The 14,321-nt window shown below is 71.0% G+C and carries 12 protein-coding genes; 8 read left to right on the forward strand and 4 right to left on the reverse strand.

Going from position 1 to position 14,321, the window contains the following annotated elements:
- Positions 1-304: 304 nt before the first annotated feature.
- Positions 305-1,858 carry a tRNA (N6-isopentenyl adenosine(37)-C2)-methylthiotransferase MiaB gene (gene miaB / locus ABIA35_RS35095; RefSeq protein ID WP_370360831.1) on the forward strand — a complete coding sequence of 518 codons (1,554 nt, stop codon included), beginning with the start codon at positions 305-307 and terminating at the stop codon, positions 1,856-1,858.
- Positions 1,859-1,936: 78 nt separating this feature from the next.
- Here the strand turns inward: miaB and ABIA35_RS35100 are convergent, their stop codons facing one another.
- Entirely contained in the window at positions 1,937-4,678 is a 2,742-nt protein-coding gene (locus tag ABIA35_RS35100; RefSeq protein WP_370360832.1) for a hypothetical protein, read from the reverse strand.
- A 41-nt stretch (positions 4,679-4,719) separates the two neighbouring features.
- Positions 4,720-6,624 carry a serine/threonine-protein kinase gene (locus ABIA35_RS35105; protein WP_370360833.1) on the reverse strand — a complete coding sequence of 635 codons (1,905 nt, stop codon included), beginning with the start codon at positions 6,622-6,624 and terminating at the stop codon, positions 4,720-4,722.
- An 86-nt stretch (positions 6,625-6,710) separates the two neighbouring features.
- On the opposite strand from ABIA35_RS35105, the gene ABIA35_RS35110 reads away from it, so the two are divergent.
- The gene (locus ABIA35_RS35110; protein WP_370339794.1) at positions 6,711-7,412 is read left to right on the forward strand and encodes a hypothetical protein; all 702 of its coding nucleotides are present in this window, start codon (positions 6,711-6,713) and stop codon (positions 7,410-7,412) included.
- Between the two features lie 216 nt (positions 7,413-7,628).
- Here ABIA35_RS35110 and ABIA35_RS35115 read toward each other — a convergent pair whose 3' ends face one another.
- Entirely contained in the window at positions 7,629-8,006 is a 378-nt protein-coding gene (locus tag ABIA35_RS35115; protein WP_370339795.1) for an antitoxin, read from the reverse strand.
- Between the two features lie 141 nt (positions 8,007-8,147).
- Here ABIA35_RS35115 and miaA point away from each other — a divergent pair, with 141 nt between their 5' ends.
- The 4 genes from miaA to ABIA35_RS35135 are packed head-to-tail and all read left to right on the forward strand — an operon-like array spanning position 8,148 to position 11,929.
- The gene (gene miaA, locus ABIA35_RS35120; protein WP_370360834.1) at positions 8,148-9,062 is read left to right on the forward strand and encodes a tRNA (adenosine(37)-N6)-dimethylallyltransferase MiaA; all 915 of its coding nucleotides are present in this window, start codon (positions 8,148-8,150) and stop codon (positions 9,060-9,062) included.
- A complete protein-coding gene (dapF, locus tag ABIA35_RS35125; RefSeq protein WP_370360835.1) occupies positions 9,059-9,985 on the forward strand; it encodes a diaminopimelate epimerase in 927 nt (308 codons plus the stop codon). The genes miaA and dapF overlap by 4 nt, the downstream gene beginning before the upstream one ends.
- Before the next feature lies 1 nt (position 9,986).
- The gene (locus ABIA35_RS35130) at positions 9,987-11,078 is read left to right on the forward strand and encodes a ferrochelatase (protein WP_370339798.1); all 1,092 of its coding nucleotides are present in this window, start codon (positions 9,987-9,989) and stop codon (positions 11,076-11,078) included.
- A gap of 11 nt (positions 11,079-11,089) precedes the next feature.
- A complete protein-coding gene (locus tag ABIA35_RS35135; protein ID WP_370360836.1) occupies positions 11,090-11,929 on the forward strand; it encodes an inositol monophosphatase family protein in 840 nt (279 codons plus the stop codon).
- A gap of 41 nt (positions 11,930-11,970) precedes the next feature.
- On the opposite strand, the gene ABIA35_RS35140 is transcribed toward ABIA35_RS35135, so the two are convergent.
- Positions 11,971-12,153, reverse strand: a complete 183-nt coding sequence (locus ABIA35_RS35140) for a hypothetical protein (protein ID WP_012785841.1) — start codon at positions 12,151-12,153, stop codon at positions 11,971-11,973.
- Positions 12,154-12,342: 189 nt separating this feature from the next.
- Between ABIA35_RS35140 and ABIA35_RS35145 the strand changes: the two genes are divergently transcribed.
- Both ABIA35_RS35145 and ABIA35_RS35150 read left to right on the forward strand, forming a co-directional pair.
- Entirely contained in the window at positions 12,343-12,999 is a 657-nt protein-coding gene (locus ABIA35_RS35145) for a response regulator transcription factor (protein ID WP_370339800.1), read from the forward strand.
- A gap of 29 nt (positions 13,000-13,028) precedes the next feature.
- Positions 13,029-14,279, forward strand: a complete 1,251-nt coding sequence (locus ABIA35_RS35150) for a sensor histidine kinase (protein ID WP_370339801.1) — start codon at positions 13,029-13,031, stop codon at positions 14,277-14,279.
- Positions 14,280-14,321 lie beyond the last annotated feature (42 nt).

Below are 14,321 nucleotides of genomic sequence, written 5' to 3' on the forward strand. Positions count from 1 at the left end.
GATGCGCGACCGGCACCACGGACGGCATCGCGGCCTGGCCCACGCGCTGGCTCGGCGCGGAGGCGGCGAGGTCGAGCGCTTCGTGGTGCGCGTGCTGGGTGAAGACGGGCCGGTCCCCAGCTCGAACCACCTGGTCTGGTTGGCCGGCCGGCTTCGGGTCGAGGACGCGGTGCCCCGGCTGATCAAGAGGATGCCGGATCCCGGCGAAAGGCGTACCCGAGAAGGATGTGGTGAGCTGCGTACGGGATGCCGCCGCGGCCGCCCTTCGGCGTCGTGCCGCCGACGAGCGCCTATCCTTGTAGCCATGCCCGACACCGCGACCGACAAGACCTACATCGTCCGCACCTACGGCTGCCAGATGAACGTCCACGACTCCGAACGCCTCTCCGGCCTGCTTGAGGGCGCCGGCTATGTGCGTGCGGCCGATGGGGCCAGTGAGGCTGATGTGGTGGTGCTCAACACCTGCGCGGTGCGGGAGAACGCCGACAACCGGCTCTATGGGAACCTCGGGCACCTGGCGTCGGTGAAGGCGGGGCGGCCCGGGATGCGGATCGCGGTCGGCGGGTGCCTGGCGCAGAAGGACCGGGGCGAGATCACGCGGCGGGCGCCGTGGGTGGACGTGGTGTTCGGGACGCACAACATCGGTGCGTTGCCGGTGTTGCTGGAGCGGGCCCGGGTGCAGGACGAGGCCCAGGTGGAGATCCTGGAGTCGCTGGACGTCTTCCCCTCCACGCTGCCGACGCGGCGGGAGTCCGCCTACGCGGCGTGGGTCAGCGTGTCGGTCGGATGCAACAACACCTGCACGTTCTGCATCGTGCCCGCGCTGCGGGGCAAGGAGAAGGACCGGCGCCCGGGCGAGATCCTGTCGGAGATCGAGGCGCTGGTGGCCGAGGGCGTGTGCGAGGTGACGCTGCTCGGGCAGAACGTCAACGCGTACGGCTCCGAATTCGGCGGAGCCGCCAATGGGCACAGTGGGGACCGGGAGGCCTTCGCGAAGCTGCTGCGGGCGTGCGGCCGGATCGAGGGGCTGGAGCGGGTGCGCTTCACCTCGCCGCATCCCCGGGACTTCACCGACGACGTGATCGCGGCGATGGCCGAGACGCCGAACGTCATGCCGCAGCTGCACATGCCGCTCCAGTCCGGGTCGGACACCGTGCTGCGCGCGATGCGCCGCTCCTACCGGCAGGACCGGTACCTGGGCATCATCGAGCGGGTGCGGGCCGCGATGCCGGACGCGGCGATCACCACCGACATCATCGTCGGCTTCCCCGGGGAGACCGAGGAGGACTTCGAGCAGACGATGCACGTCGTGCGCGAGGCGCGGTTCTCGGCCGCGTTCACGTTCCAGTACTCCAAGCGGCCCGGGACGCCCGCGGCCACGATGGAGGAGCAGGTGCCCAAGGAGGTCGTGCAGGCGCGGTACGAGCGGTTGGTCGCGCTGCAGGAGGAGATCTCCTGGGAGGAGAACAAGAAGCAGGTCGGGCGGACCGTCGAGCTGCTGGTCGCCGAGGGCGAGGGGCGCAAGAACGGGGAGACCCGGCGGATGTCGGGGCGGGCTCCGGACAACCGGCTGGTGCACTTTGGTGTAGGGGACACCGCTTCTGCTGACCTGCCGCGTCCCGGGGACATGGTCTCGGTGGAGATCACGTACGCCGCTCCGCACCACCTGAACGCCGACGGCGCGGACGGCGGGAGCGCCATCAAGGCCCTGCGGCGTACCCGGTCCGGCGACGCGTGGCAGGCCAGGCAGGAGCAGCCGGAGTCGGAGCGGGGCAAGGCGGCGGTGACGCTGGGGATGCCGTCGATCGGCAAGCCGGCCGCGCAGCCCGAGGCGGAGAACGCCTGCGGGGTCTGCTGATCCCCTGAGATATTCCTAGACATTCGAAGGCCCCCGCGAATCAGTTCGCAGGGGCCTTCGTCATGTGCGGGTGCCGGGCTACTGGTTGCCGGACCAGTTGTCCGGGCCGGCGGTGTCCACGGCCTTCTTCGCGGCGGCGTCCAGCCACGGCGCGATGCTGGTGGACTGCGAGTGGTTCACGGCCAGCGCCACCGACAGGATGATGTAGCGGTGCTGCTGCTCGCGGTACTGCTTGATGGTGGCCGACTGGTAGTCGCCCTGGCAGGTCGTCGAGCCGGGGCCGCTGCCCGGGCACCAGATGCCGAAGTCGGCGGCGGACTGCTGCGCGAGGTCGTTGTAGACCGTGGTCGCGGTGTGCTGGTCGGGCAGCGGGAGGACCTTGACGGACACCAGGTACTGGCCGCTGTCGTCGACGTAGGCGGCCGCGATCTCCTTGCTGCAGCTGTTGGAGGTCAGGATGTCCTGCATGTTCGAGGACATGTCGGTCTGCACGCAGGGCTGCACGCTGCCGGCCTTGAGCGTGTAGTGCACGCCCTTGTCGTCGGTGAACTGCTGCGGCACCAGCGCGTCGAGCTCCAGCGGCGTCTTGTCGGTCTGGAAGGCGTTGAGCTGGGCCGGGTCGAACGGCGTCGAGGTCAGGGCGGGCGGCGAGTCGGTGCTGGTCGCGGTGTCGGAGCCGTCGCTGGAGGTGTCGCTGCCGGTGTCGGTCGGCACCGAGTCGTCGGAACTCGACGTCGAGGAACCGGTCGGGAAGTTGGTCCCGGGCACCGACGACGGCCCGGTCGGACCCGCGTTCGACGAGGCCGTGGAGTGCCCGGCGTTGCCGAGCGTGTCGGAGGACCCGCCGCCGTTGCTCCGCGTGGTGAGCACCACGAGCGACACCACCGCCGCGACCGCGGCCACCGCCCCGACGATGATCGCAGCGGTCTTGCCGCCGTTGCCCTTGCCGGGCGGCGGCCCCTGCTGGGGGAAGTAGGGCGGCTGGTTGGGCGGGTACGGGGGCTGGCCGGGGCCGGGGCCCGGGCCCCATGCGCCCTGCTGCGGCTGGGGGCCGGGGCCGCTTTGCTGCCAGGCGCCTTGCGGCTGGGGCTGGGGCTGCGGCTGGCCAAAGGGCTGGGGTTGGGGCTGCGGCTGGCCCAAAGGCTGGGGCTGCGGGGGCTGAAGCCACGGGTTCGGGGCGCCGCCGGGCGGGACCGCGTCGGCGGCCTGGGTCGGCGGGGTCGCGAACGGCTGCGGCTGCGGCGGGACAATGTCGGCGGCCTGCGTCGGGGCGACGAAGGGGTTGTTCTGCGCCGGCGCCGGCGCCGGGGACGGAACGGGCTCGGAGAGCGCGGCCGCCGGGATGGGGAGCGCGCGGGTCGCCGAGTCGTCGGGGGAGGAGATCTCCTGGGTGGGCGCCTCGGGGATCGCGTCGGAGGCCGCTGCGGTCTCGACGATCGGGACGGGGCGGGTGATGATGGAGTCGGCGTCGGGGGCGGTGACGGGCGACGGGACAATCTGGGTGGCGTCGGCGTCGGCCGTGTCGGCGGCTGGCACGGGCGCTTGGCGCGTGGTGTTGTCGCTGGTGTCGGCGGCGGCCTTGGTGTCAGCTGCGTCGGCGGCGGGTGCCGGGACCTGCTGGGTCACCTCGGCATCGGCATCGGCATCACCATCGGCGTCGGCGGCTGCGACCAGCGGCACTTGGCGAGTGGAGTCCTCGCTGCCGTCGCTGTCCGGACCCGAGATCTGCTGAGTGGCCTCGGCGTCTTCGGGCTCGTCGCTGGCGTCGCTCTTGCTCACGCTGTCCGGAGTCGAGGCCTCCTGGGCGACCTCATCACGCTCAGCGGAGTCGTCCTCATCGTCAGCGTCTTCACCGTCAGCTTCCTCGTCATCGTCGAGGAGCTCCGAGGGCGACATGGCCTGTGTGGCGTCGTTCGTGTCAGCGCCCTCGGTCACGTGCGTCGCGTCCGGGTCGGCGCCGTCCTCAGCGTCATTGTCATCGTCGTCGTCGAGCAACTCGGAGGGCGACATGGCCTGCGTGGCGTCGTTCGTGTCAGCGCCCTCGCTCACATGCGTCGCCTCCGGGTCGTCCTCGGCCGAGTCAGCCGAGTCAGCCGCCTCAGCAGCCTCGGCGCTCGCCGTCTTCGCCTCGTGCAGGGTGTCGGCGCCGTGGGCGGTGTCGAGGGGGGCGCCGAGGCGGGACAGTTCCGCGAAGGTGCGGTCCAGGGTGGTGTCTCGGTCGGCTTCCTGGTCGCGCAGGGTGCTGATCAGGGTGGCGAGGGTTGGTTGGTGCGGGGGTTCGGCGGGGCGGTCGGGGTGGCCTTCGGCGGCCAGGTGCAGGGAGGTGGCGAGGGTGGCGAGGTCGTTCTCCGTCGTCTCCATGGGGAGGAGGAGGACTTGGCCGTCGTCGGTGAGGAGGATGTGGTCCGCGGTGGCGGCGATGCGGGGGCCTGTTGCGGACAGGGCCGTTATGGCGCCGGCTGCGATCAGGAGGATCTGCTCGGCCGGGAGCGCGCCCCATTGGGACACGGCCTCGGTGAGGGTGCGGGCCGCTATCGGTTCGGTCACCAGCCAGGCGCCGGCGTCGCCGGTCGCGGTGCCGGTCACCGGTAGGACGCCGCGGCGGTCGCGCCAGCGGTCGGTGTTCAGGGCGTCGGCGGTGTCGAGGGCGCTGGTCGCGCCTTCGTCGTCGCCGGCGCTGTCGCCGTCCCGCGCCGGTGCCGCGATCGGTATCAGCACCACTTCGGTGCCGCCGGTCTCGTCGTGCGCCCGCCACGCCGGCCCCAGCGGCTCGCCGGTCCGGTATCGTCCGGCGACCAGATCCCCACGCTGTACGGACAAGGCCCCGCCCTCCCTCGTCATCAGGTCCCTGCTATCTCGAGTTACTGGGCCGCGACCTGCGGTCCGCCCAGCTTCGCCGCGCTGGTGGCGGCGGGCTGGAGCCAGGACTGCGCGGACTTGTCCGATGTGAGGTTCGCGTAGAGCGAGACCGCGTGGATCAGGTACCGGTGGTCCGGCTGGATGTAGCCGTACTGCTGGGCGTTGGCGGTGTTCTTGTTCGACGTGCAGATGTCGGAGCCCGGGCCGCTCTTGGGGCACCAGATGCCCCAGTCCTCGACCGTGAACGCCGTCTTGGCCTGCATGTTCGTGAACGCTGTCTTCGCCGTCTTGGCGTCGGGCAGCGGAAGCACCGCCACGTCGACCATGATGCGGCCCGCGCTGTCGGTGTAGGTGCCGATCGCTTGGGTGTCGCACTTGTACTGCGTCAGCATCGCCTTCAACTGCGGGCTCTCATAAGAGTTGACGCACTTGTCGGTCCAACGGTTGGTCGCCGTGTACACGACGCCCTTGTCGTCCGTGAATGTCACGGGCAGCAGCGCGTCCGTGGTGAACGGCGTCTGGTCCGTCGAGGACGAGTCCCAGGTCGCAGGATCCGTGGACGAGGCCGTGGTCGGCGTGTCCGAGGGCTGCGAGGAGTCCGGCCCGTTCACCGTCGCCGACGCTCCCGAGGCCGGGGCCGGGGCCGAACGAGGCGGAGAAGTCGAGCTCGAAGGGGTGGTGGCCGGGGGAGTGCTCGCGGTCTGGGTCTTCTTGCCGCCTCCGCCGGACAGCGCGATCGCCGCGACGACTCCGCCGACGACCACCAGCGCGCCGACACCGAGGCCGAGGCCGACGTTGCGCCCCGTGTTCTTCTTCGGTGCGGGCATCGGTGAGGGCATTGGAGCGGGCATGGGAGCGGGCATCAGCGAGGGCTGGAAGATGGGGGGCGGGCCCATGGGTCCGGAAGGTATGCCCTGCGACGGATAAGGAGTCTGCGAGCTGGAGCCGGGGCCGAACCCGCCGGGCATCCCGAAGCCAGGAGTACTGCTGCTCCCATTCGTCCCGGCCACCATCGTCACCGGCACAAAAGGATTCGCCATCCCGCCACCCGGCGTCGCCCCGCTGAGCCGCTCCAGCTCCGCCCGCGCCCGGGCCGCGTTCCAGCGGGTCGCCGGGTCCTTCGTCAGCAGACCGCTGATCAGCGGCGCCAGCGCGGGAACCCGCGTGACCGGCGCCGTCTCCTCGAACAGGATCGCCGTCAGTACGCCGACAGCCGTGTCGCGCAGGAAGGGCGAGCGGCCCTCGGTGGCGAAGAACAGGGTCGCGCCGAGGGAGAACAGGTCGGAGGCGCCGTCGCTGGCCTCGCCGCGGGCGCGCTCGGGGGCCACGTACTCCGGGGAGCCGATCAGGACGCCGGAGGCGGTCATGGTGAGGTCGGCTTCCTGGACCGCGATGCCGAAGTCGGTGAGCAGGACGCGGCCGTCTGTGGTGAGCAGTACGTTCGCCGGCTTCACATCGCGGTGCAGGATGCCGGCCGCGTGGCTGGCGGTGAGGGCGTCCAGGACGCCGAGGCCGATCTTGGCGACCTGCTCCTGGGGGAGCGGGCCGTGCCGTTCGACGGCCTGCAGGAGGTTCTGGGAGGGGATCAGGTCCATGACGATCCACGGCATGCCCTTGTCGGACACCATGTCGTGCACGGAGACGATGTGCGGGTGGTTGCGCATCCGGGCCGCGTTGCGGGCCTCGCGCTGCGCGCGCTCCAGGCGCTCGGCGCGCTCGGAGTCCGACAGCATCGGCGGCAGCCAGACCTCCTTGACCGCCACGTCGCAGTCCAGCGATTCGTCGTGCGCCCGCCAGACGCGGCCCATGCCGCCGGCGCCGAGCCGTTCGATGAGCCGGTACCGCCCGGCGACCAGGATCCCCTCCGCGCCGTGGCTGTCCTGCCCGTTGTCTTGTTCCCCAGCCACCGCTGGCCCCTCCAGATTCCGACTTTACGCAGACCAGTGTGTCAGCACCGGCCGGAAGCCGCGACCACGTGCCCTACCCTGGACGGGTGTTGATCGCCGCCGCCGTCGTGCCCCACCCTCCGGTCCTTCTGCCCGAGGTCGCGCAGGGTTTCGCCCCGGACCTCGACACGCTGCGCTCCGCCTGCCAGACAGCTGTCGGCCGCCTGTACGCGGCCGGAGCCGACGAAGTGCTGATTGTAGGGGCAGGACCTGAGCAGGGTGGCGCGGTCCTCGCCCAGGGAAGTTTTCGCGCGTACGGAGTGGACCTGGACGTCGACGGCCGGTGGGGTCCGGTCGCCGGGAACGCGGTGCCGATGACGTTGCCGTTCCTGGTCGCCGCCTGGCTGCTGCGCGACCGGCCGGCCGAGCCGGTGCGGCGCGCGGTGATGGTGGACGAGCGCGGCGGGGCGGCGGTACCCGCGGTGCCGGCGATCGGCGGCGCGCGCCAGGCGATGCTGGTCCTCGGCGACGGCAGCGCCTCCCGCACTCCGCAGGCCCCCGGACACTTCGACGAACGCGCCGAACCCTATGACGCGCTGGTGGCGCGGGCTCTGGCGACCGCGGACACCAAGGCGCTCGCCGGCCTGGATCCCGAGCTGTCCCGCGAGCTGCACGTCGCGGGCCTTCCCGCCTGGCGGGTCCTGGCCGACGCGGCAGCCGCCTCAGGCGTCGAATACGACGCCGACCTGCTCTACGACCAGGCGCCCTACGGGGTCGGCTACTTCGTCGCCACCTGGCTCGCCCGATAACTCGCCCGATAGTCGGTAATCGGTAATCGGTAATCGGTAATCGGCGGGATACCGCACCCCGTATATACGGACACGGCATCAGGTCACCGCATCAGGCACGCCATCAGCCACCGCATCAGAACACGGCAACGGCCGCGGCCGCCGTTCCCGGCCGCCGCGGCCGTGTTGCGTCCCCCTTCCGACGGCGCCTTCCGCTGAACCGGCGCCGCAGGTTTGTCAGCCCAGCTTGTCCTTCGCCTGCTGGACCCCGGAGTCGATCTTCTCGTCGAAACGGTTCCCGGTCGCGCCCTCGGCCATCTCCCCGGCCTTGTCCGCGCCCTTGGCGACGTTGTCCTTGATGCTCTGCGTCATCCCGCCGGACTCGCTCGGGGCCGGGGCCCCGTCGTCGCCGACGCCGGGAGCCGCCTCGCCGGTGGCCGACACGGGCGCGCCTTCGGAGACCATGGTGGACGCCTCATCCTCGGTGGCGGCCTCGGGGTCGGCCGGGGCCGGGGCGGAGGGACCGTCCGCGTCGTCCTTCTTCTTGTCCATCATGTCCGAGACCTTGTCCGCGGCCTCGTTCATCTTGGTCTTGAAAACGTCGAAGATGCCCATGCCGTCTCCGTTTCCTTCCGTGAAGGGGGACCTTCCCCCAAGTGGATCACGGCATCCGTCACCTGTCGAGCCGAGGTGACTACACACTGTGATGGCTCGGGGATGGGAGAATCGCCGGGTGAGCGCAGCAGGGTTGCCCGTATGAACACAGCCGATGTCCCGGTGATCGCCGTCGTCGGCCCGACCGCCTCCGGCAAGTCCGACCTCGGGGTCGCGGTGGCCCGGGCGCTGCACGGCGAGGTGGTCAACGCCGACTCGATGCAGCTGTACCAGGGCATGGACGTGGGCACCGCGAAGCTGACCGCCGCCGAGCGCGGCGGCGTGCCGCACCACCTGCTCGACATCTGGCCGGTGACCCGCACCGCCAACGTCGCGGAGTACCAGACGCTGTCCCGGGTCGAGGCGGACCGGCTGATCGCGCGCGGCCGGCCGCCGGTGTTCGTCGGCGGGTCCGGGCTGTACGTGCGCGGCGCCCTGGACGAGTTCGAGTTCCCCGGCACCGACGGCCTGATCCGCGAGCGGCTGGAGGCCGAACTCGCCGAGGCCGGTCCGAACGCCCTGCACCAGCGGCTGGCCGAGCACGACCCGCAGGCCGCCGCGACGATCCTGCCGTCCAACGGGCGCCGGATCGTGCGCGCGCTGGAGGTCATCGAGCTGACCGGCGGCCGTTTCACCGCGACCCTGCCGGAGCACACCGACCACTACCCGCGCACCGTGCACCTCGGCCTGGACATCGACCGCCCCGCCCTCGACGAGCGCATCGCGCTGCGCGTGGACCGCATGTGGGACGCCGGCTTCGTCCAGGAAGTGCGCGACCTCGAGCCCCGGGGGCTGCGCGACGGCCTCACCGCCAGCCGCGCCCTCGGCTACGCGCAGGTCCTGCGCTTCCTGGCCGGGGAGTGGACCGAGGAGCAGGCGAAGGAGGAGACGGTGCGCGCCACCAAGCGGTTCGCGCGGCGCCAGGACTCCTGGTTCCGGCGGGACCCGCGCGTGCACTGGTTGCGATACGACCGGTCCGACCTGGTGGAGGCGGCGCTCGATAGGATCGGGGCATGATCCTCGACGGCCTGCCGGCCCGCACCACGCTGACCAAGGGGCACGGCACCGAGAACGACTTCGTCATCGTCCCGGACCCGGACGGCAAGCTGGAGATCACGCCCGCGCAGGTCGCCGCCTTGTGCGACCGCCGGGCCGGGATCGGCGCCGACGGGGTGCTGCGCGTGGTGCGCACCGCCGAAGTCCCCGGCTACGAGGACCAGGCGGCGGAGGCGGAGTTCTTCATGGACTACCGCAACGCCGACGGCAGCGTGGCCGAGATGTGCGGGAACGGAGTCCGTGTCTTCGCGCTGTTCGTCACCGCGCGCGGCCTCGTCAAGGGCGGCGCCGTCGGCGAGCCGGTGGAGTTCGCCGTCGGCACGCGCGGCGGGATCAAGCGCGTCAAGCTGACGGCCACCGGCGAGCACACCGCCGATGTGACCGTCGACATGGGCGTCCCGCTGTTCCCCGCCGAGCGCGGCGCGGTCACGGTCGATGTCAAGGGGACTCCCCAAGCCGCCGTGGACGTCGACATGGGGAATCCGCACGCTGTCGTGTTCGTGGACTCCACCGACGACGCCGGCCCCCTCCACGAGATGCCCGCGGTCTGGCCGGAAGGCGTCTACGCCGAGGGCGTCAACGTCGAGTTCGCCGCCGACCTCGCCCCGCGCCACCTCGCCATGCGCGTCTACGAACGCGGAGTCGGCGAGACCCGTTCCTGCGGGACCGGCGCCTGCGCGGTGATGATCGCCGCCGCGCGCCGCGACTCCGCGGAGCCCGGCACGCAGTACACCGTGGACGTCCCCGGCGGACGGCTGCGCTTCGTCGAGCGCGCCGACGGCCACCTGGAGATGACCGGTCCGGCGGCGCTCATTTTCGACATCATCATCTCGGCTGCCGAAGTTTCAGTAAGCCCCAGTGAACCGGTGACGGAGTCCCGCTGACATGTCGAACACCGCTCCGTACGACGCCCTGCTCCTGGTGTCCTTCGGCGGCCCCGAAGGCCCCGAGGACGTGGTGCCCTTCCTGGAGAACGTGACCCGCGGCCGAGGCATCCCGCCGGAACGGCTCAAAGAGGTCGGTGCGCACTACTTCGAGTTCGGCGGCGTCAGCCCGATCAACGAGCAGTGCCGCGACCTCATCGCCGCGCTGCGCCAGGACTTCGCGGACACCGGCCTGAAGCTGCCGGTCTACTGGGGCAACCGGAACTGGAACCCCTTCCTGGCCGACACCCTGGCCGAGATGGAGGCCGACGGAGTCCGGCGCGCGCTGGCGGTCTTCACCAGTGCCTACTCCTCATACTCCGGCTGCCGGCAGTACCGCGAGGATCTGGCGCGCGCCCTGGAGCAGTCCGGCACCTCGATCCAGTTCGACAAGATCCGGCCGTATTTCAACGATCCCGGGTTCGTCGAGCCGATGGCCGACACCGTCGCGGCCGCGGTCGCCGGGCTGCCGGAGAGCGCGCGCACGGCGCCGCGTCTGGTCTTCGTCACGCATTCCCTGCCGCGCACCTACGCCGAGACCTCCGGTCCCATCGGCGGCGCGTACGTCGCGCAGCACCTGGAGGTGGCGCGTCTGGTGGCCGAGGGCGTGAGCCGGCGCACCGGCCTGGTGCTGCCGCACGAACTCGTCTTCTGCTCGCGCAGCGGCCCGCCGCAGATGCCGTGGCTGGAGCCGGACGTCAACGACCACCTGCGCGACATCAAGGAGCAGGGCGCGACCGGCGCGGTGCTGGCCCCGATCGGCTTCGTGTCCGACCACATGGAGGTCATCTACGACCTGGACACCCAGGCCGCCGAGACCGCGCAGGAGATCGGCCTGCCGATGGCGCGCGCCGCCACGGTCGGGACCGATCCGCGGTTCGTGGGCGCCTTGCGGCGTCTGGTCCTGGAGCGCGCGGCGGTGGCGCGCGGGGACAGCGAGGGCGGCTCGCTGTCCACCGTCGTCGGCCGGCTGCGCGCGTTCCCGGATGTGTGTCCCCTCAACTGTTGTCCCAATCCTCGCGCGCCGTTGCCCGCGGTCGCGGGGGAGGACTAGGAAGGCTTCCCATGTCTGAGAACGTCGATCCCAAGAACGTCGATCCCAAGGACCTGCTGGAACTGGCGGTGCGGCTGGCCGCCAAGGCGGGACGGATCCTGGTCCAGGAACGTCCGCGCGATCTCGGTGTGGCCGACACCAAGTCCAGCCCCACCGACATCGTGACCGTCATGGACCAGCGGTCGGAGAAGTTCATCGTCGAGGGCATCCTGGCCGAGCGGCCCGACGACGCCATCCTCGGCGAGGAGGGTTCGGACCGCGAGGGCACCTCCGGGGTGCGCTGGGTGATCGATCCCATCGACGGAACCGTCAACTACCTCTACGAGATCCCGCTGTGGGGCGTCTCCATCGGCGTGGAGATCGACGGCGAGACGGTGGCCGGCGTGGTCGAGATCCCGATGCTGCGCGAGACCTTCACCGCCTTGCGCGGCCATGGCGCCTACCGCGACGGGGAACCGATCAGTGCGTACAGCGCGCAGTCGGAGGGCAAGCCGGTCCCGCTGGAACGTGCACTCGTGGCCACCGGTTTCGGCTACGCGGCCCAGCGGCGCGCGGTGCAGGGGGCGATCGTCGCCGATCTGCTGCCGCTGGTGCGGGACATCCGGCGCGGCGGTTCGGCGGCGCTGGACCTGTGCTCGGTGGCGTGCGGGCGCGTGGACGCCTACTACGAGCGCGGCGCGAAGCCCTGGGACCTGTCCGCCGGCGCGCTCATCGCGCAGGAGGCCGGCGCCAAGGTGGGCGGCCTATATGGAGCGGCCGCCTCCGACGAGATGACGGTGGCGGCCGCTGACGGTCTGTTCGAGGCGCTGTGCGGTTTTCTCGAGGGACGGGACGCGGCGCGGGACTCCTGAGGGGTTTCTGGCGAGTCCGGCGCCTTCCTGCCGGGTTTCGGTCAGGCAGCGCGGGGGAGGTCGTCGCGGACCTCCACATGGTGGTTCGCGGCGATCCGGAGCAGGTTGTCCAGCTCCGCCTGTTCCACCTGGACCGCGTACACATCCTCGGCGATCATCGCACCTTGCAGGCGGGACTTCGTCTCGCGGATACGCTGGGTCAGGCCGGTGACGAATTCGAGCATGGTTTCTCTCCTGCGGGGTGACGCTAGGGGGCTTCGTGCCTTCTGCCCGGCATCTTTGCCGGGGAAACTTTGGATCACCTGAGAAAACCCTGTGATCATGAGACGTTTGTCACTTACCCGGTGTTTACGCGATGACCAGGCATGATGGCCGGAGCCGTCGATTGTCCGTTGTACTGAGGAGAGCGTGCTGTGCGGGTGCTGGTCGTTGAGGACGAGCAGGTTCTGGCCGACGCTGTGGCCACCGGACTGCGCCGGGATTCGATGGCGGTCGATGTCGTCTACGACGGGGACGCCGCGCTGGAACGCATAGGCGTCAACGACTATGACGTCGTCGTGCTGGACCGCGACCTGCCTCTGGTGCACGGCGACGACGTCTGCCGCCACATCGTGCACAGCGGTCTGTCCACCCGGGTCCTGATGCTGACGGCGGCCGGCGACGTCGCGGACCGCGTGGAGGGTCTCACCCTCGGCGCGGACGACTATCTCGCCAAGCCTTTCGCGTTCCCGGAACTGATCGCGCGGATCCGCGCTCTGGGCCGCCGCGCGGTCCCGGCGCTGCCGCCGGTGCTGGAGCGCGCGGGGATCCGCGTGGACCCGAGTCGGCGCGAGGTGGTGCGGGACGGACGCATGGTGCCGTTGTCGCCCAAGGAATTCGCGGTGCTGGAGGTGCTCATGCGTGCCGACGGTGCGGCTGTGAGTTCTGAGCAGTTGCTGGAGAAGGCGTGGGACGAGAACGCCGACCCGTTCACCAATGTGGTGCGGGTCACGGTGATGACGCTGCGCCGCAAGCTGGGCGAGCCGCCGGTCGTGGTGACCGTCCCGGGCGCCGGATATCGGATTCCCTGATGCAGGACGTCGAGGGTATACAAGGCCTGATGGCGGGTAACTCGGGAGCGGTCGACAGCACCTACGGCGGCGAGGTCGGGGCGACGCCGGCGCCCGTGCACGGCGGACGGCGCGGGCTCACCATCCGGCTGCGGATGACCATCGCGTACGGCGCGGCGGTGTTCCTCACCGGAGCGGTGCTGATCATCACGGCCTACTTCCTGTTCCGGTGGCGCTTGTCCCACCCGAACAAGGACCTGGCCCCACCGCCGGGCTGCCCGGTGCTCAAACCCAGGGACGCCCCGGGGCAGGCGGCCTACTGCGATTCGGTGCGGAACAACCAGGTTCTCAGCCAGATCGACAAGCCCCTGATCATCGTGCTGCTGGTCTCCGCCGTGGTGGCGGTGCTGATCGGCTATTTCCTGGCCGGCCGCTTCCTGCACCCGATCAACCAGATCACGCGCACCGCCCGCCGGGTCGCCAGCCGTCCGGACCGCGCCCTGCACGCCCGCATCGACATGGAGGGCCCGGCCGGCGACGAGCTGGTCACCCTGGCCCAGACCTTCGACGGCATGCTGGACCGGCTCGACCACGCCTTCGAGGGCCAGCGCCGGTTCGTGGGCAACGCCTCGCACGAGCTGCGCACCCCGCTGGCGATCAACCGCACGCTGCTCGAAGTGACGCTGATGGATCCGGAGGCCGACGACCAGACCCGGCAGCTGTGCCGCACCCTGCTGGCCACCAACGAGCGCAGCGAGCGCATGATCGAGGGCCTGCTGCTGCTGGCGAAGGCGGACAACGAGCCGACCAACCGCGAGGACATCGACCTCGCGGAGGTCGCCTACCGCTCGGTGACGCAGTGCGAGCTGGAGGCCGCCGACCGGCAGGTCGCGATCCGGACCTCGCTGCAATCGGTGAACGTCTCCGGCGACGGCATCCTCATCGAGCGCATAGCGATGAACCTGATCCAGAACGCGCTGCGCCACAACATCGGCGCCGGCGGCTGGGTCGACGTGCTCAGCTACGACCGCTCCCACGACACGCCCGGCCACGGCCTGCTGGTGGTCGCCAACACCGGCCGGGAGGTCCCGCCGTACGCGGTGGAGACGCTGTTCGAGCCGTTCAAGCGCGGCACCCAGCCCTCCGGCGCCTCCGCGGCGCGCGATCCGAAGGACAAGGGCGTCGGCCTGGGGCTGTCGATCGTGCGCTCCGTGGTGCGCGCGCACGGCGGCCGGGTCGCCGCCGAGCCGCGGCCCGGGGGCGGGCTCATCGTGCGGGTGTGGCTGCCGGTCGGGGTGTGAGAGCGGCGCCCTAGCGGGGATCCGCGTTCTGATTCCCGACCA

This window comes from Catenulispora sp. MAP12-49 (assembly GCF_041262705.1).
In the GTDB taxonomy this organism is placed as follows: Bacteria; Actinomycetota; Actinomycetes; order Streptomycetales; family Catenulisporaceae; genus Catenulispora.

Excerpts from the sequence above, each read along its gene's own strand:
- miaB (WP_370360831.1), top strand. The coding sequence starts at position 305 with ATGCCCGACACCGCGACCGACAAGACCTACATCGTCCGCACCTACGGC.
- ABIA35_RS35115 (WP_370339795.1), bottom strand. The coding sequence starts at position 8,006 with ATGGGCATCTTCGACGTTTTCAAGACCAAGATGAACGAGGCCGCGGAC.
- miaA (WP_370360834.1), top strand. The coding sequence starts at position 8,148 with ATGAACACAGCCGATGTCCCGGTGATCGCCGTCGTCGGCCCGACCGCC.
- dapF (WP_370360835.1), top strand. The coding sequence starts at position 9,059 with ATGATCCTCGACGGCCTGCCGGCCCGCACCACGCTGACCAAGGGGCAC.
- ABIA35_RS35130 (WP_370339798.1), top strand. The coding sequence starts at position 9,987 with ATGTCGAACACCGCTCCGTACGACGCCCTGCTCCTGGTGTCCTTCGGC.
- ABIA35_RS35135 (WP_370360836.1), top strand. The coding sequence starts at position 11,090 with ATGTCTGAGAACGTCGATCCCAAGAACGTCGATCCCAAGGACCTGCTG.
- ABIA35_RS35140 (WP_012785841.1), bottom strand. The coding sequence starts at position 12,153 with ATGCTCGAATTCGTCACCGGCCTGACCCAGCGTATCCGCGAGACGAAG.
- ABIA35_RS35150 (WP_370339801.1), top strand. The coding sequence starts at position 13,029 with ATGGCGGGTAACTCGGGAGCGGTCGACAGCACCTACGGCGGCGAGGTC.